The following is a 22,109-nucleotide window of genomic DNA, read 5'->3' on the forward strand; positions in this document are numbered from 1 at the left end:
CCGTGTGTAGCTTGGGCCATGGTCTGAGACCCTGTGAAGCCTGAGCACCACGAGGGTCTGAACTATTGACAGCCGGAAGGACGGCCGTGCACATCGTCATTATGGGCTGCGGAAGAGTGGGTTCCGCTCTCGCGCAGACCTTGGAGCAGCAGGGGCATACGGTCGCCGTCGTCGACCAGGACCCCACCGCGTTCCGCCGGCTGGGATCGGGGTTCGGCGGCCGCCGGGTCACGGGAGTCGGCTTCGACCAGGACACCCTGCGCGAGGCCGGGATCGAGGAGGCGGGAGCCTTCGCCGCGGTCAGCAGTGGTGACAATTCCAACATCATCGCGGCCCGCGTGGCGCGCGAGATGTTCGGTGTCGAGAACGTCGCCGCCCGCATCTACGACCCGAAGCGCGCCGAGGTCTACCAGCGGCTGGGCATCCCGACCGTGGCCACGGTCCGCTGGACCGCCGACCAGATGCTGCGCCGGCTGCTGCCCTCGGGTGCCGAGCCGCTGTGGCGCGACCCGAGCGGAGCCGTGCAGCTCGCAGAGGTGCACACCGCCCCGGCGTGGATCGGTCACAAGGTCAGCCGGCTCCAGGAGGAGACCGGGGTCCGCGTGGCGTTCCTCACCCGCCTGGGCGAGGCGATGCTCCCGACCTCGCAGACCGTGCTGCAGGAAGGCGACCTCGTGCACGTGATGATGCGCACGGACGAGATCGACAAGGTCGAGGCGGCCTTCGCCGAGGGTCCCGAGGAGGCACACGCATGAGGGTCGCGATCGCCGGGGCCGGTGCCGTGGGCCGCTCCATCGCGGGCGAGCTGCTGGAGAACGGCCACGAGGTGCTCCTCGTGGACAAGGCCCCGACCGCCATCTCGGTGGAGCGGGTGCCGCAGGCCGAGTGGCTGCTGGCCGACGCCTGCGAGATCACCTCGCTGGACGAGGCGGCGCTGCAGCGCTGCAACGTGGTCATCGCCGCCACCGGCGACGACAAGGTGAACCTGGTCGTCTCGCTGCTGGCCAAGACCGAGTACGGGGTCCCGCGCGTGGTGGCCCGGGTGAACAACCCGAAGAACGAGTGGCTCTTCAACGAGTCCTGGGGCGTCGACGTCGCCGTCTCGACCCCGCGCCTGATGTCGGCGCTGGTCGAGGAGGCCGTGAGCGTCGGCGACCTGGTCCGGCTGCTGCGCTTCAGCCACGGCGACGCGAACCTGGTCGAGCTGACCCTGCCGCCGGAGTCCCCGATGGCCGGCGTGCAGATCAGCGACGTGGCCTGGCCCGAGGACACCTCGCTGGTCACCATCATCCGCGGCAACCGGGTGCTCACCCCGCACCCGGAGGAGACCCTGGAGGCCGGCGACGAGCTGCTGTTCGTGGCCGCCCAGGCCCGCGAGCAGCAGCTGGAGGAGCTGCTGAACGCCCGCCGCGACGGCTGATCCCGCCGCGGCAGGGCACTCGTACGCCGTCCGCCGCGGCAGGGCACGTACGCCGTCCGCTGCGGCGGCGCACGGACGCCGGAGGGCCCCGGAACCACCACGGTTCCGGGGCCCTCCGTACGCGTACCGGCTACGCCTCGCGGGCCGCCGCCTTGCGTTCCTTCTCGGCCTGCTCCTCGGCCTCCCACTCGGCGATCACGTCGATCGGCGGCGGGGCCTTGGCCAGGAAGACCCAGGTGAAGTACACGGCCAGCACCATGGGCGGCAGTTTGAGCGCCACCAGCAGCCAGCCGAGCTGCGTCTCGTCCCCCCAGAAGTACAGCGGGAAGAGGATGGCGTACTTGGCCAGGAAGATCAGGCCCCAGGCCAGGCTGGCCTTGGTGTACGCCTGCTTGCGCCCGGGGTTGCGGGTGCGCCAGGAGAGGTTCTCGCGGAACACCGGGCCCAGGACGACGCCCAGCAGCGGGAAGCCGACCAGGGCCGACACCGTGAAGGCCAGGCCCAGGCAGGCCCCGTAGATCATGCCGGGCAGGTAGAAGCCCTTGGCCGAGCCGGTGAACAGGGCGAAGGCCACGCCCACGCCCACGCCGAAGACTCCGCTGAAGGCATGCTTGACGGTGTCCTTGCGCAGCAGGCGCACGATCACCAGCAGGACGGCCACCCCGCCGGCGGCGATGGCGGACATCCGCACGTCCTTGTTGAACGTGTAGATCATGACGAACAGCAGGCCGGGCAGCATCGTCTCGACGGTGCCCCGGATCCCTCCGAAGGCGTCGAAGAGCGCCGCCTGCGTCACGGCCTTGACGTCCTGATCCTGCGTGCCCTGCCCCGTCGGACCCGCGCCCGGGTCCGCTGCGCGGCCCTCGTCGGGTCCCGCGGTCGGTTTGTCGAGTGACGTCACCGGCTCAGTGCTCCTGTCCCAGCGGTCGGAGTTCGTACTTCGGGTTGAAGAGCACCCGGCGGCCGTGGCTCATGGCGATCCGGCCGGAGGCGATCATCTTGCGGCCCGGCTCGATGCCCACGATCGAGCGTCGGCCGAGCCAGACCACGTCGAGCGCGGCCGAGCCGTCGAACAGCTCGGCCTCCAGGGCCGGCACGCCGGCCCGCGGGCGCAGGGTCACCGTGCGCAGGGTGCCGGTGACCTTGACTATCTCGCGGTCGTCGCAGTCGCAGATGCGGGTGCACCCCGCGGCCTCTGCGTCTTCCTGCAGCTCCGCGGAGTGCAGCTCTTCCTGCGAGGTCGACAGCCGTTCGATCATCCGGCGGAACCGGCCGCCCTGCTTCGCCGGCTTCACGGGCTTCTCGGAACGAGGTACAGCACTCATACAGGAAGCCTACCGGCGGGGCGGCCGCCTCTCGAAGCGGTATGGCCCACCTCTCGGGGCGGCCGGCTCACTTCTCGAAGCGGTACCCCATGCCCGGCTCGGTGATGAAGTGCCGCGGGTGCGAGGGGTCCGCCTCCAGCTTGCGGCGCAGCTGGGCCATGTAGACCCGCAGGTAGTTGGTCTCGGTGCCGTACGAGGGCCCCCAGACCTCCTGGAGCAGCTGTTTCTGGCTGACCAGCTTGCCGGTGTTGCGGACCAGCACCTCGAGCAGGTGCCACTCGGTGGGGGTGAGGCGGACGTCGCGGCCCGCGCGGCTGGCCTTCTTCGCGGCGAGGTCGACGAGGAAGCCGTCGGTCTCCACGACGACCTCCTCCTCGCCGCCGCCCGCGACCGGCTCGGCACGGCGTACGGCGGCCCGCAGCCGGGCCAGCAGCTCGTCCATGCCGAAAGGTTTCGTCACGTAGTCGTCGGCGCCTGCGTCGAGCGCCTCCACCTTCTCGTCGGAGCTGTGCCGGGCGGACAGCACGATGATCGGCACCCGGGTCCAGCCGCGCAGCCCCCGGATCACCTCGACCCCGTCCATGTCGGGCAGCCCGAGGTCGAGCACGACCACGTCCGGGTGCCGGGCCGCGGCCAGTTCCAGGGCGGTCGCGGCGTCGCCCGCGGCGTCGACCTCGTACCTGCGCGCCTTCAGGTTGATCACGAGGGCGCGCACGATCTGCGGCTCGTCTTCCACCACGAGCACCCGGGTCATTGGGGTCCTGCTTTCTGTCGCTTCGGTTCGGCGGTGGTGCCGTCCCCGGCGGGGGACGGGCGGTACGGGGTGCCCACGGGGGCCGGGCCGCCGGCGGGGAGGGTGAGGACCATGGTCAGGCCGCCGCCGGGGGTGTCCTCGGCGCCGAGCGTGCCGCCGAGGGCCTCGGTGAACCCGCGGGCGACGGCCAGGCCGAGGCCCACTCCGGCGCCGCGCGGGGCGTCCCCGTGCCGCTGGAACGGCTCGAAGATGCGCTCCTTGGCCTCGTCGGGCACCCCTGGCCCGCGGTCGACCACCCGGACCTCGACGTGCCCCCCGTGCGCGCCGGCGGTCACCAGCACCCGGGCGCCCGCCGGGCTGTACTTGACGGCGTTCTCGACGATGTTCGCGACCGTGCGCTCCAGCAGCCCCGGATCGACGGCGACCATCGGCAGGGATTCGGGGATGTCCAGCTCGACGCTGTCCTCGGGTACGCCGCCCAGCGCCATCGGCACCACTTCGTCGAGGTCGGTCGGGCGGATGAGGGGGACGACCGTGCCGGTGTTGAGGCGGGACATGTCGAGGAGGTTGCCGATGAGGTGGGCGAGCCGGTCGGCGCCCTCCTCGATCCCCTCGAGGAGTTCGGCCCGGTCCTCCTCGGACCATTCGACGTCGTCGGACCGCAGCGAGCTGACGGAGGCCTTGATGCCGGCGAGCGGAGTGCGCAGATCGTGGCTGACGGCGGCCAGCAGCGCGGTGCGGATCCGGTTTCCCTCGGCGAGCCGGCGGGCCTCCTCGGCCTGACGGAGGAGGCGCTGCCGGTCGAGGACCCCGGCGGCCTGTGCGGCGAACGCGCCGAGCACCCGCCGGTCCTCCGCGGGCAGCGCCCGGCCGGACAGGGCGAGCGCCATCCGGTCGCCGATCGGCACGTCGACGTCGGCCCCCTCGGGGCGGGCGGCGGGCGCGGGGCCGACGCCGGCCGCCCGGGTCCACCCGTTGCCGTCGGCCCGTTCCAGCAGGGCCACCGATTCCATCGCGAACGTCTCCCTGACCCGCTCCAGCAGGGCGTCCAGGGAGTCCTCGCCGCGCAGCACGCTGCCGGCGAGGAAGGAGAGGATCTCGGATTCGGCGCTCAGCCGGGCGGCCTGCTGGGTGCGGCGGGCCGCCAGGTCGACCACGGAGGCGACGGCCACCGCCACGGCGAAGAACACGGCGAGGGCCACGATGTTCTTCGGGTCGGCGATGGTGAGCCGGTGGGTGGGCGGGCTGAAGTAGTAGTTCAGCAGCAGGGAGCCGATGCCCACCGAGGCGAGGGCCGGGAACAGGCCGCCCAGCAGGGCCGCCGTCACGGTCAGGGCCAGGAACAGCAGCATCTCGTTGGCGAGGCCGAGGCCGGCGGCCGTGTGCGTGAGCAGCACGGCGAGCAGGACCGGGCAGAGGACGCCGACCGCCCAGCCGGCGAGGCGGCGGGTCCGGCCGAGCCGAGCCCCGCGGGCCGCGGGCAGCCCCCGGCCGCGGGCCGCGGCGTCGTGCGTGACCAGGTGGACGTCGAGGTCGGGGCCGGATTCCCGGGCCACGGTGGTGCCGACCGCGGGCCCGAACACGTACTGCCAGGGCCGCCGGCGGCTGACGCCGAGCACGATCTGGGTGGCGTTGACCCCGCGGGCGAACTCCAGCAGCGCTCCGGACACGTCGTCGCCTATGACGTGGTGGTAGCTGCCGCCCAGGTCCTCGACCAGAGCCCGCTGGACCGCGAGTTCCCCCGGGGAGGCGGCGCCGAGGGCGTCGCCTCGGGCGACGTGCACGGCGAGCACCTCGCCGCCGGCGCCCTTCTCGGCCAGCCGGACCGCCCGGCGGATCAGGGTCCGGCCCTCGGGGCCGCCGGTGAGGCCGACCACGATCCGCTCGCGCGCCTGCCAGGTGGTGCTGATGCCGTGTTCGCCGCGGTACTGCCGCAGGTGTTCGTCGGTGCGGTCGGCGACCCAGAGCAGGGCCAGCTGGCGCAGCGCCGTGAGGTTCCCGGGCCGGAACCAGTGGGACAGCGCGGCGTCGACCTTCTCCGGCCGGCAGACGTTGCCGTGGGCCAGCCGCCGGCGCAGCGCCTGCGGGGACATGTCGACCAGTTCGATCTGGTCGGCCCGCCGCACCACCTCGTCCGGCACCGTCTCCCGCTGCCGCACCCCGGTGATGGACTCCACCACGTCGCCGAGCGACTCCAGGTGCTGGATGTTCACGGTGGAGACCACGTCGATGCCCGCCCGCAGCAGCTCCTCGACGTCCTGCCAGCGCCTGCCGTGGCGCGATCCCGGAACGTTGGTGTGCGCCAGCTCGTCGACCAGCGCCACCGCCGGCCGCCGCGCGAGCACCGCGTCGACGTCCATCTCGGTGAACGCGGCGCCCCGGTGCTCCAGGGAGCGGCGCGGCACGAGCTCCATCCCGTCCAGCAGGGCCTCGGTCCGCGGCCGGTCGTGGTGCTCGACGAACGCGACGACGCAGTCGGCGCCGCGCTCCACCCGCCGGCGGCCCTCGGAGAGCATCGCGTACGTCTTGCCGACGCCCGGCGCCGCACCGAGGTAGATCCGTAGCTTTCCGCGTCCCATGTCCTCATTGTCTGTCACGTCCGGTCTGTGCATCGCCCGGGGTACGCCCTTGACCAGGGCTTTCAGGGCTGTGCGGAAGATCGGGGCGTGACAGCCTCCCGGCCGTGGAGGTTTTCGGACAGTCCGAGGAGAACCCGGTTTCCGGGAAGTCTGCCCGTTCTTGACGGCCCCCGTACGCCACCGGCCCGAGCCTTGACGCCTCCTTGACGGACGCCGCCGCCGGGCCGGGAACGCCGATGGGCCGTACCCCCCGAAGGGAGTACGGCCCATCCGTCGTGCGGGTCAGCGGACCTCGGTGATCTCCGGGCCGCGCTCCAGCTGGCCCATGCCGCCGGAGAAGCGGGAGCCGTCCTGCTCCTCGGTCTGCACGCCGTCCGGCACCATCTGGGCGTCGTTCGGCAGCTTGAGGACGATCGGGTCGCGCGGGGCCATCGGGCCCTCGCCGCGGACCACGACGGTGTCCCGGAAGATCTGCTCCAGCAGACCGGCGGCCTCGGGCTGCACCGCGCCCTGGCCGGAAATCACGCCGCGCAGGAACCAGCGCGGGCCGTCGACGCCGACGAAGCGCACCAGCTGCGCGCCGCTCGCGCCGTTGGGCAGCTGTACGGGGACCTGCGCGCGCAGCTCCCAGCCCAGCGGGCCCTCGACCTCGTCGATGATGCCGCCCTGCTGGGTGATGCCCGAGGCGATCTCCTCGCGCACCTCGCCCCAGATGCCTTCCTTCTTGGGCGCGGCGAAGGCCTGCAGCTGGACCGCGCTGTCGCGCAGCACGACGGTCGCTGCGACGATCGCGTCACCGGCGACCTCCACGCGCAGTTCCATGCCCTCGACACCGGGCACGTAGATGCCGCCCAGGTCGACCCGGCCCTCGCCGGGGGCGCCGACCTCGGAGATGTCCCAGGGGCCGTCCGGCCGCGGGGCCGGCGGCAGGTTGATCCTGCGCGGCTCGCCGGAGGTCAGCCCGGTGAGCTCATCGGTGTCCTCGGCAGCGACACCATCGACGACCTGCTCGGCCTCGTCGCTCCCGCTGACGGAGCTGTTCTTCTTGCGACGTCCGAACACGTCACTGTCCTTCCCGGTCGGAGACGACCGAAGCGTAGCCAGTCCCACCCTGCTGCCCAGCGCCGGATCCGGCCACAGCCGCATGCCCGCCGGTTGACCCGAATCCCCCCTCGGCCCGTGCCGAGCCGGGAAGTTCCGCCACCTCGTGGAAGCGCACCTTCTCGACCCGCTGGACAACCAGTTGGGCAATGCGGTCGAAGCGCTCGAACCGGACGCTTTCGCGCGGGTCGAGGTTGACCACAATCACCTTGATCTCCCCACGGTACCCGGCATCCACCGTCCCTGGGGCATTCACGAGGGCGAGCCCGCACCGGGCGGCCAGCCCGGAGCGCGGGTGCACGAAGGCCGCGTAGCCGTCGGGCAGGGCGATGGACACCCCGGTGGGGAGTACGGTCCGCTCTCCCGGCGCGAGTTCGGCGGCCTGTGTGGTCACGAGGTCGCAGCCGGCGTCGCCGGGGTGGCCGTACGCCGGAATGGGGACCTCCGGGTCGACCCGGCGGATCAGTACGTCCACGGGGACGTGGTTCTGGGACATCAGGGGTTCACCTCGAAAGCACGTGCGCGCCTGACCTGGTCCGGGTCGGCCATGGCCGCCTGGATCTCCTCGGCCCGGCCGTTGTCGATGAAGTGGTCGACCTTCACCTCGATGAAGAGGGCGTCCGCGCGGACCGCGACCGGGCCGTCGGGGCCGCCGATCCGGCCGACCGCCGTGGAGTAGATCTTGCGGCCGGCCACCGCCGTGACCCGGGCCTCCAGGTGCAGCACGGTGTCCACGGGGACGGGCCGCACGAAGTCGGTCTCCAGCCGGCCGGTCACCGCGATCACCCGGAGCAGCCAGTTCAGGGAGCCGAGGGTCTCGTCGAGGGCCGTGGCCAGCACGCCGCCGTGGGCGAGCCCGGGGGCGCCCTGGTGGGCGGGCCGGACGGTGAACTCGGCGGTGACGCTCACGCCGTCGCCGGCCCGCGCCTCCAGGTGCAGCCCGTGGGGCTGGCCCTCGCCGCAGCCGAAGCAGTGCGCGTAGTGGGCACCGAGGAGCTCGCCCGGTGCCGGGGCGTCGGGGTGCCGGACGGGCGCGGTGGCATCGTCCGGGGGCGTCAAGGCCGTGTTTCGTCCACTCACAGGCGCAGACCTTACCCGCGCGGCTACCCGCCGGTCGCCCCGTGCCAAGCTTGGGGACATGCAGCTCCCCGCCTCGCACCACGACGAACGCCTGACCGCCCCGCGCTCCTGGTGGCTGATCGCCGCTCTCACGGGCGTCGCGTGCGCCCTGATGCTGCTGCCGCTGGGCACCCTGCCGCTGCTGGCCGGGCTGGTCGCGGGCACCGGCCTGGCGGGGCTGCTGGTCAGCTCGTACGGGTCGGCACGGATCCGGGTGGTGGGCGGGGTACTGGCCGCCGGCGACGCCCGGATCCCGGTGACGGCACTGGGCGAGCCGGAGGTGCTGGACGCCGAGGAGGCGCGCGCCTGGCGCACGTACCGTGCGGACACCCGGGCGTTCATGCTGATGCGCAGCTACGTGCCGCAGGCGGTGCGGGCCGAGGTGACCGACCCCTCGGACCCGACTCCGTACGTGTACCTGTCGACGCGGCAGCCGCAGGCGCTGGCGGCCGCGCTGCGGGCGGCGCGGATCCCGCAGCAGGCGGACGGCCGGGCGTAGGGGCGGCCGCGGTCCGCGGTCTACTGGTCCGGGTCAGCCGGTCCGGTCCGCCGGGCCTTCGAGGGCCGGGCGGGGGCGGCCGGGGCCCGGCAGCGGGTCCGGGTGCCGGTCGAGCGGCGGCAGCTCCCCGAGGACGTCCCAGGGCACGGCCCGGTACCGCAGGTCGGCCTGGACCTTGAGGGCGAGCCGCTTGGTGTCGCGCCGGTTCATCAGGGCGCCCACCGCCGCGCCGACCATGAACGGCATCAGGTTCGGCAGGGTCCGGACCATGCGCTTCATGATCTGCTGGCGGAGTTCGCGCTTCATCCGGCCGCCGAGCGCCGCGTTGACGCTCGCGGGCCTGGTGACGTCGATGCCGCGCTCTTCGGTCCAGGCGGTGAGGTACGCCATGCTGCGCTCTTTGAGCGTGCCGGGCGGCCGCAGGCCGTAGACCTCGTGGAGTTCGGCTATCAGCTTCAGTTCGACGGCCGCGACGCCGGTGATCTCGGCGGCGAGCTCGGCGGGCATGGCCGGCGGAACGGGCAGCATGGCTGCCGCGCCGATGCCGGCACCCACGGTCGAGCTGCTGTTGGCCGCGCCGGCGATCAGCTTGGCGGCCAGCTGGTCGGGACCGAGGCCGGGGAACTGGGCACGCAGGGTGGCGAGGTCCCGGACGGGGATGCGCGGGGCGACCTCGATGACGAGGTCTGCCAGGTGGGCGAGCCCCGCGCGGGCTCCTTCGCCGCCCTTGCGGACCCCGTGCACGACGGCGTCCACGGCCTTGTCGGCCTTGGCGCTTCGGTAGAGGCGACGCGCCCCGGACTTCAGCCGGGGCTCTGACGGCCTGTCGCCGCTGTCGCCTGCACCGGACCCTGCCGGTTCGGCGGAGGGCACGGAGAGGGCTTCCAGGCCCGTTTCCGGGCCCGTGCCGCCTTCATGCGCCTCCGCGGATCCCAGCTCCCTCCGGAAAGGTCGTTTCCGGAACGGCGTCGAGCCTGCCACGGCGTCGTCAGTCGCAGTCGACGCAGATGGGCTGGCCGTTCTTCTCGCGGGCCAGCTGGCTGCGGTGGTGCACCAGGAAGCAGCTCATGCAGGTGAACTCGTCGGCCTGCTTCGGCAGCACCCGGACGGCCAGCTCCTCGTTGGAGAGGTCCGCACCCGGCAGCTCCATGCCCTCGACGGCTTCGAACTCGTCCATCTCGATGTTCGAGTTGGACTTGTCGCTGCGCCGGGCCTTCAGCTCTTCAAGGCTGTCGTTGTCGACGTCGTCGTCGGTCTTGCGTGGGGTGTCGTAATCCGTTGCCATGTTCGCTCTCCCCCTCTGGGTGTTAGCGGTGTCTCAGCGCACGTAACGCGCGAGAGGCCGGACTTGTGCCCGACCTGAGGCGGAGATTTTGCCTCACATCAAGGTCTGTTACTGAATCGACACCCAGCCGCACGCCTGAAGGGGCGATCGGCTGGGATGGCGAACGGGACCGTACACGGTCCCGCGGTCGTGGTGCACGGGCGCCACCCCGTGTATTTTCCGCCTTTCAAGGAGCCGGAAACCCGGACTTTCCCGGGCTTTCCGGCCCCTTGGGGATCACGGAACGTGCATGCGCGGGCACTCGGAACTGTGATCGATCACACATGAACCGACATTGGGCAAGTGTGGCAGATTTCGCCCGAAGCGAATATCCCGGCCAACTCGGACACGCCCCGCCGACCGCCGCTCAGAGCGGCAGCGTGACACGCATCACCAGGCCACCGCCCTCGCGCGGCACCGCGGCGATCCGTCCGCCGTGCGCCCGGGCGACCGATCTGGCGATCGACAGGCCGAGTCCGACGCCCTTGTCACTGCCCGTGCGCTCGGTCCGCAGCCGCCGGAACGGCTCGAACAGATTGTCGATCTCGTACGCGGGAACCACCGGTCCCGTGTTCGACACCATCAGCACCGCCTGGCCGTGCTGCGCCTCGGTGGTGACCTCGACCCAGCCGCCTTCCGGAACGTTGTACCGCACGGCGTTCTGGACCAGGTTCAGGGCGATCCGCTCCAGCAGCACGCCGTTGCCCTGGACCACGGCCGGCGCCCGCTCGCCGCGGATCTCCACGCCCTTCGCCTCGGCCTCCGACCGCGCCTGGTCGATGGCCCGCGAGGCCACCTCCGCCAGGTCGACGGGCTTGCGCTCCACGATCTGGTTGTCGCTGCGGGCGAGCAGCAGCAGGCCCTCCACGAGCTGCTCGCTGCGCTCGTTGGTGGCCAGCAGCGTCCTGCCGAGCTGCTGGAGCTCCACGGGCGCCGCCGGGTCCGAGAGGTGCACCTCCAGCAGCGTGCGGTTGATCGCCAGCGGGGTGCGCAGCTCGTGCGAGGCGTTCCCGACGAACCGCTGCTGGGCCGTGAAGGCCCGCTCCAGCCGGTCGAGCATCTCGTCGAAGGTGTCCGCGAGCTCCTTCAGCTCGTCGTCCGGCCCGTCCAGCTCGATCCGCCGGGTCAGGTCCGAGCCGACCACCCGGCGGGCGGTACGGGTGATCTTCCCGAGCGGGGAGAGCACCCGGCCGGCCATCGCGTAGCCGAAGGCGAAGGCGATGATGCTCAGGCCCAGCAGGGCCATCAGCGAGCGGCTGAGCAGGTCGTCCAGCGCGTGCTTGCGCTGGGTGTCCATGCACGCGGCGATGGCCGAGTTGAACTGCTCGATGCTCTGGTCCCCGGCGACGCCGGGACAGGTCGAACTGGTCACCGTGATCTTGGTCCCGGACACGATCCGGAACGGCGGCGAGCTGCCGACGTGCAGGGCCTGGGCCGCGAGCAGGTAGATGATCGAGAGCAGCAGGATGCCGGCGATCAGGAACATGCCGCCGTACAGCAGCGTGAGCCGTATCCGGATGGTCGGCCGCAGCCACGGGAACGGGCTTTCGACCTGGGCCGGGTCCCAGGTCGGTTTCGGCGGCGCCGACGGGGGCGGCGGTGTGGTGGCCACCCGCGTCAGATCCGGTAGCCCGAGCCGGGCACGGTCACGATGACGGGCGGCTCGCCCAGCTTCCGGCGCAGGGTCATGACGGTGACGCGCACCACGTTGGTGAACGGGTCGGTGTTCTCGTCCCAGGCCTTCTCCAGCAGCTGCTCCGCCGAGACGACGGTGCCCTCGCTGCGCATGAGGACCTCCAGCACGGCGAACTCCTTGGGCGCGAGCTGCACCTCCTTGCCGTCCCGGAACACCTCGCGGCGGTTGGGGTCCAGCTTGATGCCGGCCCGCTCCAGGACGGGCGGCAGCGCCACGGTGGTGCGCCGGCCCAGGGCCCGGACGCGGGCCGTCAGCTCGCTGAACGCGAACGGCTTGGGCAGGTAGTCGTCCGCGCCCAGCTCCAGGCCCTCCACGCGGTCGCTGACGTCGCCGGAGGCGGTCAGCATCAGGACGCGGGTGGGCATGCCCAGCTCGACGATCTTCCGGCAGACGTCGTCGCCGTGGACCAGCGGGAGGTCGCGGTCCAGCACCACCACGTCGTAGTCGTTGACCCCGACGCGCTCCAGGGCGGCCGCGCCGTCGTACACGACGTCGACGGCCATCGCCTCCCGGCGCAGTCCGGTGGCCACCGCATCGGCGAGCAGCTGCTCGTCCTCGACGACGAGTACGCGCACGTCGATTTCCTTCCTCGTAGCCCATCGGGCGGGGTGTTGTCGGGTGCCCGGAGCGGTCCGCGGACGGTCCGCGGGCAGTCCCCTGAGCCCTCCCATCCTGCCGGTTTCGGCCGTAAACCGGCTGTAAGACGACCTTTCCCGGTGGAGGCGAGGATTCCCGGGCCGGGCGAGGTTTCTGGGTCCCGGGAGGCGGGGAGGACGAGATCACGCCCTCAACCACCCCCGTAGAGCGGCGTGCCATGCCCCGGCCGAGAAGGAGGCGCATCCATGGACGCATTCACGGCAGGTCTGCTGCAGCGCATCAAGACCGCGGAGTCCGACCTCACACGGGCGCGCGAGACCGGTGACGACTTCCTGGCGGAGGTCGAACAGGCGGAGCTGGAGGATCTGCACCGCCTGGCAGCCGAACACGGCGTCGCCGTGTCCGCCGCCTGACCCGACCACGAGGGCCCCGGACCGCCTGCGGGCGGTCCGGGGCCCTCGTCATGCGGCCGCCGGGGTGCAGCGGGCGTCAGTCGTGCCAGGCCCCGGCCTCGTCCAGCAGCTGCGTCAGGGGGCCGAAGACCGCCGGGGTGGCCGCCACGGCCAGTTCGCCCGAGGCCGGCTCGCCGGGCCGGCCGCCGGTCCGCGCACCCGCCTCACGGGCGATCAGCTCCCCCGCCGCCAGGTCCCAGGGGTGCAGCCCGCGCTCGTAGTAGCCGTCCAGCCGGCCCGCGGCCACGTCGCACAGGTCCACGGCCGCCGAGCCGCTCCGCCGGATGTCCCGTACCCGGGGGACCAGCCGCTGCGCCACGTCCGCCTGGTGGCTGCGGACGGCGTGCACGTAGTTGAAGCCGGTGGCCACCAGGGCCTGGTCCAGCGGCGCGGCCGCCCGGCAGCGCAGCGGCCCGCCGCCGGCCAGCCAGGCTCCGCCGCCGCGCACCGCGTGGTACGTCTCCCCCCGCATCGGCACGGCGACCACTCCGGTCACGGTCTCGCCGTGGTATTCGGCGGCGATGGACACCGCCCAGGAGGGGAGCCCGTAGAGGTAGTTCACGGTGCCGTCGAGCGGGTCGACGACCCAGCGGACGCCGGTGGTACCGGACCGGCTCGCGCCCTCCTCGCCGAGCAGGCCGTCGTCGGGCCGGTGCTCGGCCAGGAAGCCGGTGATGAGCTTCTCGGCGGCGATGTCCATCTCGGTGACGACGTCGATCGGGCTGGACTTGGTGGCGGCCACCCCGAGGTCGGCGGGGCGCCCGTCGCGCAGCAGCTCCCCGGCCTGCCGGGCGGCCTCCAGGGCGAGCCCGAGCAGCTCGGCGGTCAGCGGATCGGTCACGGGTTCGGTCTCCTCGGTGCTGGTACTGCGGCGGCGCCGGTTCAGGCGTACGGGCTGTCGGCGCCCGCGGCGGCGGGGCGCGGGGCGCGGGCGGGGCAGCAGCCGACCGGGCAGAGGTCGTGGCTCTGGCCCAGGGTGCCGACCCAGCACTCCTCGGGGCGCTCGCCGCGCTCGCGGGCGGCGCGTTCCAGGACCAGCTCGCGGACCGCCGCGGCGAACCGCGGGTCGGCGCCGACGGTGGCCGAGCGGACGACCGGCAGGCCGAGTCCGGCGGCCTTGGCGGCGGCCTCGGTGTCGAGGTCGTAGAGGACCTCCATGTGGTCCGAGACGAAGCCGATGGGCACCATCACGGCCGCGGGGACGCCGTCGGCGTGCGCGGCCTCCAGGTGGTCGCAGATGTCCGGCTCCAGCCAGGGGATGTGCGGGGCGCCGCTGCGGGACTGGTAGACGAGCTGCCAGGGGTGGGCGGTGCCGGTCTCCTGGGCCACCCGGTCCGCGATCACCCGGGCGACGTCGAGGTGCTGCTTGACGTAGGCGCCGCCGGAGCCGTCGTCGGTGTGGTCTCCGGCCGGTCCGGAGGTGTCCGCGGCGGCGGTGGGGATGGAGTGCGTGGTGAAGACCAGGTGGGCCTTCTCGCGGACGTCCGCCGGCAGCGCGGCCAGCGCCGCCGTCACCCCGTCGATCATCGGCTCGACGAAGCCGGGGTGGTTGAAGTAGTGCCGCAGCTTGTCCACGCGGGGCCGGTCGAGCCCCTCCGCCTCCAGGGCGGCCAGGGAGTCGGCGAGGTTCTCGCGGTACTGGCGGCAGCCGGAGTACGAGGCGTACGCGCTGGTGGCGAGCACGGCGATGCGGCGGTGGCCGTCCCGGACCATGTCGCGGAGGGTGTCGGTCAGGTACGGGGCCCAGTTCCGGTTCCCCCAGTAGACCGGCAGGTCCAGGCCGTTCTCGGCGAAGTCCGCGCGCAGGGCGGCGAGCAGTTCGCGGTTCTGCTCGTTGATGGGGCTGACCCCGCCGAACCCGAAGTAGTGCTGTCCGACCTCCTTCAGGCGCTCGCGCGGGATGCCGCGGCCGCGGGTGACGTTCTCCAGGAAGGGCACCACGTCGTCGGGGCCCTCCGGGCCTCCGAAGGAGAGCAGCAACAGGGCGTCGTAGGGACGGGCGGCGGACTGATCACGCAGGTCTGGCATGACCGGAATCCTGCCACCCGGGGCGCACGGGCGGTAACCGGCGCTGCTCCGCGAGACAGGTAAGGTCTACCTAACTTATCTGTGCAAAACCCGTGCGCGGCATGACACCGCGCCGTAACCTGTACCGGCCACCTACCTGTCTCCGGAGGGCCCCCTTGGCCAGTCCTTACCGCGCCCTCTTCGCCGCCCCCGGCACCCGCGCGTTCACCGCCGCGGGCTTCCTGGGCCGGATGCCGCTCTCCATGCTGGGCATCGGCATCGTCACGATGATCTCCCAGCTCACCGGCCGGTACGGGCTGGCCGGCGCGCTGACCGCGACCCTGGCGCTGTCCGCGGCGGTGCTCGGCCCGCAGGTCTCCCGGCTGGTCGACCAGCACGGGCAGCGCCGGGTGCTGCGGCCCGCGGTCCTGATATCGGTGGCCGCGATATCCGGGCTGCTGCTGGCCGCCCGCCTCGACGCCCCGGACTGGACCCTGTTCGTCTGCTGCGCGGTGGCCGGCTGCACTCCCAGCATCGGCGCCATGCTGCGGGCCCGCTGGAACGCGCTCTACCACGAGTCCCCGCGCGAGCTGCACACCGCGTACTCCTTCGAGTCCGTGATGGACGAGGTCTGCTTCATCATCGGACCGATCGCCTCCATCGGCCTGTCCACCGTCTGGTTCCCCGAGGCCGGGCCGCTGATCTCCGCCGTGCTGCTGCTGGTCGGCGGCTGGTGGCTGACCGCGCAGCGGGCCACCGAACCGGCCCCGCACCCGCGCACCCCCGGCGCCGACCGCAGCTCCGCACTGCGCTCCCCCGGCCTGCAGGTGCTGGTGGCGACCTTCACGGCCACCGGCGCGATCTTCGGCTCCATCGACGTGGTGACCGTCGCCTTCGCCGAGGAGGAGGGCCACAAGGCCGCCGCCAGCCTGGTCCTCGCCGTCTGGGCGCTCGGCTCCTGCCTGGCCGGCCTCGGCTTCGGCCTGCTCCATCTCAAGGGGCGGAAGGAACGCACCTGGGTACTGGGCATCGCCGCGATGGCCGTGAGTATGATCCCCCTCCTACTGGCCGGGAACCTTCCGTTTCTGGCCGTGGCGCTCTTTGTCGCGGGCCTGGCCATCGCTCCCACGATGGTGACCACGATGGCCCTGATCGAGGCGCACGTACCACGCGCGAAGCTGACCGAGGGCATGACCTGGACGGGCACCGGGCTGGCGGTCGGCGTCGCGCTCGGGTCCTCCGTGGCCGGCTGGGTCATCGACGCGGCCGGCGCGCAGTCCGGGTACGTGGTCTCCATCTCGGCGGGGGCGGCCGCGGCGGCGGTGGCGTTCGCGGGTTACCGCAGGCTGACGAAGCCCGCGCAAGGGGAGGAACCCGATGGGTACGACGAGCACGACGGCAAGGCGGACCGGAGCTCCGAGCACGTGGCGTAACTGGGCGGGCACCGTGTCCGCCACCCCCGTCCGGACCCTCGCCCCGACGACGGTGGCGGGGGTACAGGAGGCGGTGCGCCGCGCCGCGGCCGACGGCCTGAAGGTGAAGGCGGTCGGCACCGGCCACTCGTTCACGGCGGCGGCGGCCACGGACGGGGTGCTCATACGCCCGCAGGCGCTGTCCGGGATCCTGGAGCTCGACCGGGCGGCCGGCACGGTGAAGGTGGCCGCCGGCACCACCCTGAAGGACCTCAACGTGGCGCTGGCCCGGGAGGGACTGTCGCTCACGAACATGGGCGACATCATGGAGCAGACGGTGTCGGGCGCGACCAGCACCGGCACCCACGGCACCGGCCGGGACTCGGCTTCGATCGCCGCGCAGATCCGCGCCCTGGAGCTGGTCACCGCCGACGGCAGCCTGGTGAGCTGCTCGGCGGACGGCACCGAGGAGGAGCGGGCGCTGTTCGCGGCGGCCCGGATCGGCATCGGGGCGCTCGGCGTCGTCACCGCGATCACCTTCGCCGTGGAGCCGCTGTTCCTGCTGACTGCCCGTGAGGAGCCGATGCCCTTCGCTCGGGTGACGGACGAGTTCGAGCAGCACTTCGCGGAGAACGAGCACTTCGAGTTCTACTGGTTCCCGCACACCGGCAACTGCAACACGAAGCGGAACAACCGCAGCGCCGGCCCGGCGGCCCCGCCCGGCACGCTCAGCGGCTGGATCGAGGACGAGCTGCTGCCCAACGGGGTCTTCCAGGTGGCCTGTTCGGTGGGCCGGGCGTTCCCCGCGACCGTCCCCGGCATCGCCCGTGTCGCCAGCCGCGCCCTGTCGGCGCGTACGTACACGGACATCCCGTACCGGGTGTACACGAGCCCGCGCCGGGTGCGGTTCGTGGAGATGGAGTACGCGCTGCCGCGCGAGCGCGTGGTCGAGGCGCTGCGCGAGCTGAAGGCGATGGTGGAACGGTCGGACCTGCGGATCGGCTTCCCGGTGGAGGTCCGCACCGCGCCGGCCGACGACATCGCGCTGTCGACGGCCTCGGGCCGGGACACCGCGTACATCGCGATACACATGTACCGCGGGACGCCGTACCAGGCCTATTTCACCGCGGCCGAGCGCATCTTCACGGCGCACGGCGGGCGCCCCCACTGGGGGAAGGTGCACACGCGGGACGCCGCGTACTTCGCCTCGGTCTATCCGCGCTTCGGCGAGTTCACCGCGCTGCGCGACCGGCTGGACCCGGACCGGGTGTTCGGCAACGACTACCTGCGGCGGGTGCTCGGGGACTGACCGGCTGCCGCCAAGGTGCCCGCCTTCGGCCGCCTTCGCCCTGCCGCCTTCCTCAGCCTTCCGTCCCTTGCCCGGCTCCGGCTCCACTGCCGGAGTCCGGGCCGGCGCCGGTCGCCGGACTGCCCGTGGGGTCGGGCCGGTCCGAGCCGCTGCCGGACGGGGTGGGGGCCGGCGTGGGCTTCGGTGTCGGAGTGGGGGTCGGCGTCGGGGTCGGCATGGGAGTGGGCGTGGGCTTCGGGTCCGGGCTCGGGGTCACCGGATCGCTGCCGCCGCGGTCCGGGTGCCGGCCGTCGCGCCCGTCGGGGCTCGGCGTGGCGGGCGCGTCCTTCGTGCCGCTGCCCGAGCCGCCGTCAGAACCGCCGGTGAAGGCGGTGCGCAGGGTGGAGGAACCAGTGCCGCCCAGCGCCGAGCCGGACAGGCTCTCGTACGCGGTGATGCCGCCCATCGAGATGCCGAAGACGACGGCGGCGGCGAGCGCGGTGCGCTTCCAGCCGCGCAGCCGGGTGCCGTGGGTGGAGGCGGAGCCGAACTGCCCGTCGCCGGGGGCCGGGTCGCCGTACGCCGGAGGCCCGTACGCCGGGTCGGCGCCGCCGGGGGTGGCACCGGGGGCGCGCAGGAGCATGGTGCGGTCGTGCCGGTCGTGCGCCGGGAGCGCACGGGCGGGGGCAGCCGCGTGCGGCAACCGGTTCCGCTCCTCGGCAGGCGGATCCGCCGGCACCTGCCGGGCCCCGGGGCGGACTTCGCGCAGCTGTTCGCCGGTACGGCGGAAGAAGTGCTGGATGACGGGTCCGCCGGCCGTTGCGACGACGCTGACCACACCCGCGCCGAGGATGGTGCCGTACACGCCCAGTTGGGAGGCGAGCACGGCGGCGGCGACCGTGGCGAGGGAACTGCCGGCGACCTGGGCGACGCTCAGGTCGATCCGCTTCTCCTTGTGCTCCCCGTCCGCCGCGCCGCTCCCCGCCTCCTGCTTGCGTTCCGCCTGCATGCGTACCTGCCGTGTCCTGCGACGCCACTTACAGCAGTTACTGACAGATGGGCGAAGAAGATAGTTCCATTTCTGATGATTCTGTGAACCATGACACCCCAAATCGCCCGCATCCCAAGGGGCCGTAGGGCGAGCGCCTCTCGAACTCCCCGGCCACGGGAGAACTTCGGCGGCGCGGCGGTCCACCCACATGGCCCGAATGGAGTACTGTGGCGAGCCCTGGGACCGTCCGTCCTTTCGGATGTCCGGACCCGGGAGAGGGGGCCGATTGATGGAGAAACGGCACTCGACACCGGCGGCGCCGCGGCACCGCACGGCCGCCTGCTGCACAGAGTGACCACTCGGTCACTGTGCGTGGCCAACAGGTAACCGTGCCATAACGGCGATCAAGGGCGCATGCCCGACACGCCGGTTTAACTCGGCAAGGTTGTGGCAGGCTGCACCCGGGCAGGCCACACTCGACTAGCGGAAGCAGCGACGCACGTGACGTCGGCAGGCACCACCCGGGAGGTCCCCATGCCCGAACTGCGTGTCGTGGCCGTCTCCAATGACGGCACACGACTGGTGCTCAAGGCTGCGGACAGCACGGAGTACACCCTTCCGATCGACGAGCGGCTGCGTGCGGCCGTCCGCAACGACCGGGCGCGGCTCGGGCAGATCGAGATCGAGGTGGAGAGCCACCTCCGCCCCCGGGACATCCAGGCGCGGATACGGGCCGGTGCCTCCGCTGAGGAGGTCGCACAGCTCGCCGGCATCCCCGTCGACCGGGTACGGCGCTTCGAGGGCCCGGTGCTCGCGGAACGCGCGTTCATGGCGGAGCGGGCCCGCAAGACCCCCGTCCGCCGCCCCGGCGAGAACACGGGCAACGGCCCGCAGCTCGGCGAGGCGGTCAACGAGCGGCTGCTGCTGCGCGGCGCCGAGAAGGACACCGTGCAGTGGGACTCCTGGCGCCGTGACGACGGCACCTGGGAGGTCCTCCTGGTCTACCGGGTGGCCGGTGAACCGCACTCGGCGAGCTGGACGTACGACCCGCCGCGCCGGCTGGTGCAGGCGGTCGACGACGAGGCCCGCTCGCTGATCGGCGAGACGGACGACCTGCCGGCGGCGCCCGAGCCGAGCTTCCCGTTCGTGCCGCGGATCGCCCGGCTGCCGCGGGACCGGCCGCTCGACCGCACCCTGGACCGGCCGGACCGTCAGCTGCCCGCCGTGGCCTCGGCCGGCGCGCCGGCCGAGCCCGAGGAGGAGCGGGACTCGCTGACCAGCCTGCTGGAAGCGGTGCCGAGCTTCCGCGGGGACCTGGTGGTGCCGGAGCGTCCGACTCCTGTGGAGAGCGCGGAGGACGCGGAGGCCGCAGAGCCGCCGGCGGCCTCGGCGGCCTCGGCCGGCTCTGCGTACGCCGACGTGCTGATGCCGCGGACGGTGGCCGGCCACCGCGACCGGCTGACCGGAACCACCGACCGGCAGGCGGAGGCCGATGGCGTCCGCCCTGGCCGCCGGGCCGCGGTGCCCAGCTGGGACGAGATCGTCTTCGGCACACGGCGCAAGAAGCAGGAGTAGCAGCGCGCATGGAAGCAGCCGCCCGGGTGGACCGGGCGGCTGCTTCCGGCTGCGCGAACCGGAGCCGACCGGCGGGGCCGACCGCCGGGCCCCGCCGCGCCGTGGGCACCGGTCAGAGCGGGTCCGGTCCGGTGGCCACCGGACGGGACGGGTCCGAGGACCACTGCGACCAGCTGCCCGCGTACAGCGCGGCCGGGATGCCGGCCACCTCCAGCGCCAGCACCTCGTGCGCGCCGGACACACCGGAGCCGCAGTACACGCCGACCGGTGCCCCCTCGGCGGCGCCCAGAGCAGCGAACCGGGACCGGAGTTCGGCCGGCGCCAGGAACAGGCCGTCCGCCGTCACGTTCTCCGTGGTGGGGGCCGACAGTGCGCCCGGGATGTGGCCGCCGACCCGGTCGATGGGCTCCACCTCGCCGCGGTACCGCTCCCCCGCACGTGCGTCGAGCAGCACACCGGTACGGGCCAGGGCGGCGGCCGCGTCGGAGTCCAGCAGCCCCAGCGCACCCGGAGTTGGCTTGAAATCGCCCTCAACCGGGGCCGGGACGTCGGTGGTGACCGGGCCGCCGGCCGCAGTCCATGCGGCCAGGCCCCCGTCCAGGACCTGCACCGCGGTGTGACCCGTCCAGCGCAGCAGCCACCAGGCCCGGGCCGCCGCCCACCCCAGTCCGCCGTCGTACACGACCACGGGGGTGCCCGCGCCGACCCCGGCGCGGCGCATGACCGCGCCGAAGGCCTCCGTGTCGGGCAGCGGGTGGCGGCCCTCCGTGCCGTCGCCGACCGGGCCGGCGAGCTCGTGGTCGAGGTCGACGAAGACCGCGCCGGGCAGGTGCCCCGCCGCGTACGCGGGGCGCTGGTCGGGGCCACCCAGCTGCCAGCGCACGTCCAGCAGCACCGGCGGCCGGGCGCCGTCGAGCCGGGTCCGGAGCTCGGCGGCGGAGACGAGGGGCGAGGCCTCGGAAAGGATGTGGGTCGTCATGCGGCCCATCTTCCTCCCCACCGGGGGCGGGCGTGTAACACCCCCGACATCCGGTTCCCGTACCGATTCGGACATCTCTGCGCGAGGCACGGTGAAAGCGGCGCGGCCGGGCGCACGAGCCCGCCGGTAGTGCGAGCATCTGGCGCAGCACCGTGCGGCGCAGCGGGCGCACGCGGGCACGGAGAGAGGCGGCCATGAGCGAATCGGGAATGCGGCGCGCGCCCGGCACACCGTGCTGGGTCAGCCTGATGGTGCACGGGCTCGGCGAGATCGAGGATTTCTACGCCGCCCTGTTCGGCTGGGAGTACGCGCCCGGACCCGTCCAGCTGGGCCCCAACGTGCGGGCCTCCGTCAACGGGCTGGAGGTGGCGGGAATCGGCCAGCTGCCGCCCGACCGGCACCTGCCCACGGCCTGGACGACGTACCTGGCCACGGACGACGCCGACGCGACGGCCGAGGTGGTCCGCAGCTGCGGCGGCACGGTCGCGGTCGGCCCGCTCGACGCGGGCGAGGCCGGCCGGGTCGCGATCTGCTCCGACCCGATCGGCGCGGTGTTCGGCGTCTGGCAGGCGGGCACCCACCTGGGCACGCGGCTCACCGGCGCGCACGGCACCCCGGCCTGGAACGAGCTGGTGACCCAGGACACCGGGGTCGGCAAGTTCTACCAGTCGGTGTTCGGCCACCTCACGGAGGCGACGGTGTCGGCCGACCTCGACTACCTGACGCTCCATCTGGAGGGCCGCCCCGTGGCCTCGGTGCACGGTGTCGGCCGGGCCCTGCCGCACGACCGGGGCGCGCACTGGATGACGTACTTCGAGGTCGACGACCCGGATGCGACCGCGGCCCTGGCGGCGGAGCTGGGCGGCCGGATCGTGCAGCCTCCGCGCGACGAACCCGGGCACGGCCGCACGGCCCTGCTCGCCGACCCGGAGGGCGCCGTCTTCACGGTGGTCCGCTCGTCGGGCGAATGAGCGGAGCCCGTCCGGCGCGC

At 73.0% G+C, this 22,109-nt stretch carries 23 protein-coding genes; 8 read left to right on the plus strand and 15 right to left on the minus strand.

Annotated elements, in window-relative coordinates:
- The first annotated feature begins 86 nt into the window (after nt 1-86).
- Both LG634_RS02265 and LG634_RS02270 read left to right on the plus strand, forming a co-directional pair.
- A complete protein-coding gene (locus tag LG634_RS02265; RefSeq protein WP_226731841.1) occupies nt 87-755 on the plus strand; it encodes a potassium channel family protein in 669 nt (222 codons plus the stop codon).
- Entirely contained in the window at nt 752-1,420 is a 669-nt protein-coding gene (locus tag LG634_RS02270) for a potassium channel family protein (protein WP_226731842.1), read from the plus strand. The genes LG634_RS02265 and LG634_RS02270 overlap by 4 nt, the downstream gene beginning before the upstream one ends.
- A gap of 130 nt (nt 1,421-1,550) precedes the next feature.
- Here LG634_RS02270 and LG634_RS02275 read toward each other — a convergent pair whose 3' ends face one another.
- The 7 genes from LG634_RS02275 to LG634_RS02305 all read right to left on the minus strand — a co-directional run bounded on the left by LG634_RS02275 (nt 1,551) and on the right by LG634_RS02305 (nt 8,259).
- The gene (locus LG634_RS02275) at nt 1,551-2,321 is read right to left on the minus strand and encodes a DUF3159 domain-containing protein (RefSeq protein ID WP_372482356.1); all 771 of its coding nucleotides are present in this window, start codon (nt 2,319-2,321) and stop codon (nt 1,551-1,553) included.
- Between the two features lie 4 nt (nt 2,322-2,325).
- Nucleotides 2,326-2,745, minus strand: a complete 420-nt coding sequence (locus LG634_RS02280) for an OB-fold nucleic acid binding domain-containing protein (RefSeq protein WP_226731843.1) — start codon at nt 2,743-2,745, stop codon at nt 2,326-2,328.
- A 67-nt stretch (nt 2,746-2,812) separates the two neighbouring features.
- Nucleotides 2,813-3,499 (minus strand): response regulator, encoded by a 687-nt coding sequence (locus tag LG634_RS02285; protein ID WP_226731844.1) that lies wholly within the window; start codon nt 3,497-3,499, stop codon nt 2,813-2,815.
- Entirely contained in the window at nt 3,496-6,078 is a 2,583-nt protein-coding gene (locus tag LG634_RS02290) for an ATP-binding protein (protein WP_226731845.1), read from the minus strand. The genes LG634_RS02285 and LG634_RS02290 overlap by 4 nt, the downstream gene beginning before the upstream one ends.
- Nucleotides 6,079-6,360: 282 nt before the next feature.
- The gene (locus tag LG634_RS02295) at nt 6,361-7,140 is read right to left on the minus strand and encodes a DUF3710 domain-containing protein (protein WP_226731846.1); all 780 of its coding nucleotides are present in this window, start codon (nt 7,138-7,140) and stop codon (nt 6,361-6,363) included.
- A gap of 1 nt (nt 7,141) precedes the next feature.
- Complete coding sequence (gene dut / locus LG634_RS02300) at nt 7,142-7,675, minus strand: dUTP diphosphatase (protein WP_226731847.1); 534 nt, start codon at nt 7,673-7,675, stop codon at nt 7,142-7,144.
- Nucleotides 7,675-8,259: a PaaI family thioesterase gene (locus LG634_RS02305; protein ID WP_226731848.1), complete on the minus strand. Its 585-nt coding sequence runs from the start codon at nt 8,257-8,259 to the stop codon at nt 7,675-7,677. The genes dut and LG634_RS02305 overlap by 1 nt, the downstream gene beginning before the upstream one ends.
- A gap of 58 nt (nt 8,260-8,317) precedes the next feature.
- On the opposite strand from LG634_RS02305, the gene LG634_RS02310 reads away from it, so the two are divergent.
- Nucleotides 8,318-8,797, plus strand: a complete 480-nt coding sequence (locus LG634_RS02310) for a DUF3093 domain-containing protein (protein ID WP_226731849.1) — start codon at nt 8,318-8,320, stop codon at nt 8,795-8,797.
- 33 nt (nt 8,798-8,830) lie between these two features.
- Here the strand turns inward: LG634_RS02310 and LG634_RS02315 are convergent, their stop codons facing one another.
- The 4 genes from LG634_RS02315 to LG634_RS02330 form a co-directional block, all read right to left on the minus strand.
- On the minus strand, nt 8,831-9,778 hold the full coding sequence (locus LG634_RS02315; protein ID WP_226731850.1) for an EcsC family protein: 948 nt from the start codon (nt 9,776-9,778) through the stop codon (nt 8,831-8,833).
- A gap of 7 nt (nt 9,779-9,785) precedes the next feature.
- Nucleotides 9,786-10,082: a DUF4193 domain-containing protein gene (locus LG634_RS02320; RefSeq protein WP_226731851.1), complete on the minus strand. Its 297-nt coding sequence runs from the start codon at nt 10,080-10,082 to the stop codon at nt 9,786-9,788.
- A 406-nt stretch (nt 10,083-10,488) separates the two neighbouring features.
- Nucleotides 10,489-11,733 (minus strand): sensor histidine kinase, encoded by a 1,245-nt coding sequence (locus LG634_RS02325; protein WP_226731852.1) that lies wholly within the window; start codon nt 11,731-11,733, stop codon nt 10,489-10,491.
- Between the two features lie 5 nt (nt 11,734-11,738).
- A complete protein-coding gene (locus LG634_RS02330) occupies nt 11,739-12,392 on the minus strand; it encodes a response regulator transcription factor (RefSeq protein WP_150206941.1) in 654 nt (217 codons plus the stop codon).
- A 267-nt stretch (nt 12,393-12,659) separates the two neighbouring features.
- On the opposite strand from LG634_RS02330, the gene LG634_RS02335 reads away from it, so the two are divergent.
- Nucleotides 12,660-12,827: a hypothetical protein gene (locus tag LG634_RS02335; protein ID WP_226731853.1), complete on the plus strand. Its 168-nt coding sequence runs from the start codon at nt 12,660-12,662 to the stop codon at nt 12,825-12,827.
- Nucleotides 12,828-12,903: 76 nt separating this feature from the next.
- On the opposite strand, the gene LG634_RS02340 is transcribed toward LG634_RS02335, so the two are convergent.
- Complete coding sequence (locus tag LG634_RS02340) at nt 12,904-13,707, minus strand: inositol monophosphatase family protein (RefSeq protein ID WP_226731854.1); 804 nt, start codon at nt 13,705-13,707, stop codon at nt 12,904-12,906.
- A gap of 41 nt (nt 13,708-13,748) precedes the next feature.
- The gene (locus tag LG634_RS02345) at nt 13,749-14,894 is read right to left on the minus strand and encodes a ferrochelatase (RefSeq protein ID WP_226731855.1); all 1,146 of its coding nucleotides are present in this window, start codon (nt 14,892-14,894) and stop codon (nt 13,749-13,751) included.
- A gap of 155 nt (nt 14,895-15,049) precedes the next feature.
- Between LG634_RS02345 and LG634_RS02350 the strand changes: the two genes are divergently transcribed.
- A complete protein-coding gene (locus LG634_RS02350; protein WP_226731856.1) occupies nt 15,050-16,306 on the plus strand; it encodes an MFS transporter in 1,257 nt (418 codons plus the stop codon).
- Nucleotides 16,251-17,594, plus strand: coding sequence for a D-arabinono-1,4-lactone oxidase (locus LG634_RS02355; RefSeq protein ID WP_226731857.1), 1,344 nt, complete (start codon nt 16,251-16,253; stop codon nt 17,592-17,594). Before LG634_RS02350 ends, LG634_RS02355 begins: the two co-directional genes overlap by 56 nt.
- A gap of 52 nt (nt 17,595-17,646) precedes the next feature.
- On the opposite strand, the gene LG634_RS02360 is transcribed toward LG634_RS02355, so the two are convergent.
- Nucleotides 17,647-18,582, minus strand: a complete 936-nt coding sequence (locus tag LG634_RS02360) for a hypothetical protein (protein WP_226731858.1) — start codon at nt 18,580-18,582, stop codon at nt 17,647-17,649.
- A gap of 483 nt (nt 18,583-19,065) precedes the next feature.
- On the opposite strand from LG634_RS02360, the gene sepH reads away from it, so the two are divergent.
- Nucleotides 19,066-20,139: a septation protein SepH gene (sepH, locus tag LG634_RS02365; RefSeq protein ID WP_226731859.1), complete on the plus strand. Its 1,074-nt coding sequence runs from the start codon at nt 19,066-19,068 to the stop codon at nt 20,137-20,139.
- A 112-nt stretch (nt 20,140-20,251) separates the two neighbouring features.
- Here sepH and LG634_RS02370 read toward each other — a convergent pair whose 3' ends face one another.
- Nucleotides 20,252-21,118 carry a sulfurtransferase gene (locus tag LG634_RS02370; RefSeq protein WP_226731860.1) on the minus strand — a complete coding sequence of 289 codons (867 nt, stop codon included), beginning with the start codon at nt 21,116-21,118 and terminating at the stop codon, nt 20,252-20,254.
- 194 nt (nt 21,119-21,312) lie between these two features.
- Between LG634_RS02370 and LG634_RS02375 the strand changes: the two genes are divergently transcribed.
- On the plus strand, nt 21,313-22,089 hold the full coding sequence (locus LG634_RS02375; protein ID WP_226731861.1) for a VOC family protein: 777 nt from the start codon (nt 21,313-21,315) through the stop codon (nt 22,087-22,089).
- The last annotated feature ends 20 nt before the right edge of the window (nt 22,090-22,109 follow it).

Source organism: Streptomyces bambusae, assembly GCF_020532645.1.
GTDB lineage: Bacteria > Actinomycetota > Actinomycetes > Streptomycetales > Streptomycetaceae > Streptomyces > Streptomyces bambusae.

Coding starts and splice junctions, on each gene's coding strand:
- LG634_RS02270 (WP_226731842.1), top strand. CDS start 752: ATGAGGGTCGCGATCGCCGGGGCCGGTGCCGTGGGCCGCTCCATCGCG.
- LG634_RS02280 (WP_226731843.1), bottom strand. CDS start 2,745: ATGAGTGCTGTACCTCGTTCCGAGAAGCCCGTGAAGCCGGCGAAGCAG.
- LG634_RS02285 (WP_226731844.1), bottom strand. CDS start 3,499: ATGACCCGGGTGCTCGTGGTGGAAGACGAGCCGCAGATCGTGCGCGCC.
- LG634_RS02290 (WP_226731845.1), bottom strand. CDS start 6,078: ATGGGACGCGGAAAGCTACGGATCTACCTCGGTGCGGCGCCGGGCGTC.
- dut (WP_226731847.1), bottom strand. CDS start 7,675: ATGTCCCAGAACCACGTCCCCGTGGACGTACTGATCCGCCGGGTCGAC.
- LG634_RS02310 (WP_226731849.1), top strand. CDS start 8,318: ATGCAGCTCCCCGCCTCGCACCACGACGAACGCCTGACCGCCCCGCGC.
- LG634_RS02320 (WP_226731851.1), bottom strand. CDS start 10,082: ATGGCAACGGATTACGACACCCCACGCAAGACCGACGACGACGTCGAC.
- LG634_RS02335 (WP_226731853.1), top strand. CDS start 12,660: ATGGACGCATTCACGGCAGGTCTGCTGCAGCGCATCAAGACCGCGGAG.
- LG634_RS02345 (WP_226731855.1), bottom strand. CDS start 14,894: ATGCCAGACCTGCGTGATCAGTCCGCCGCCCGTCCCTACGACGCCCTG.
- LG634_RS02355 (WP_226731857.1), top strand. CDS start 16,251: ATGGGTACGACGAGCACGACGGCAAGGCGGACCGGAGCTCCGAGCACG.
- LG634_RS02360 (WP_226731858.1), bottom strand. CDS start 18,582: ATGCAGGCGGAACGCAAGCAGGAGGCGGGGAGCGGCGCGGCGGACGGG.
- LG634_RS02370 (WP_226731860.1), bottom strand. CDS start 21,118: ATGACGACCCACATCCTTTCCGAGGCCTCGCCCCTCGTCTCCGCCGCC.
- LG634_RS02375 (WP_226731861.1), top strand. CDS start 21,313: ATGAGCGAATCGGGAATGCGGCGCGCGCCCGGCACACCGTGCTGGGTC.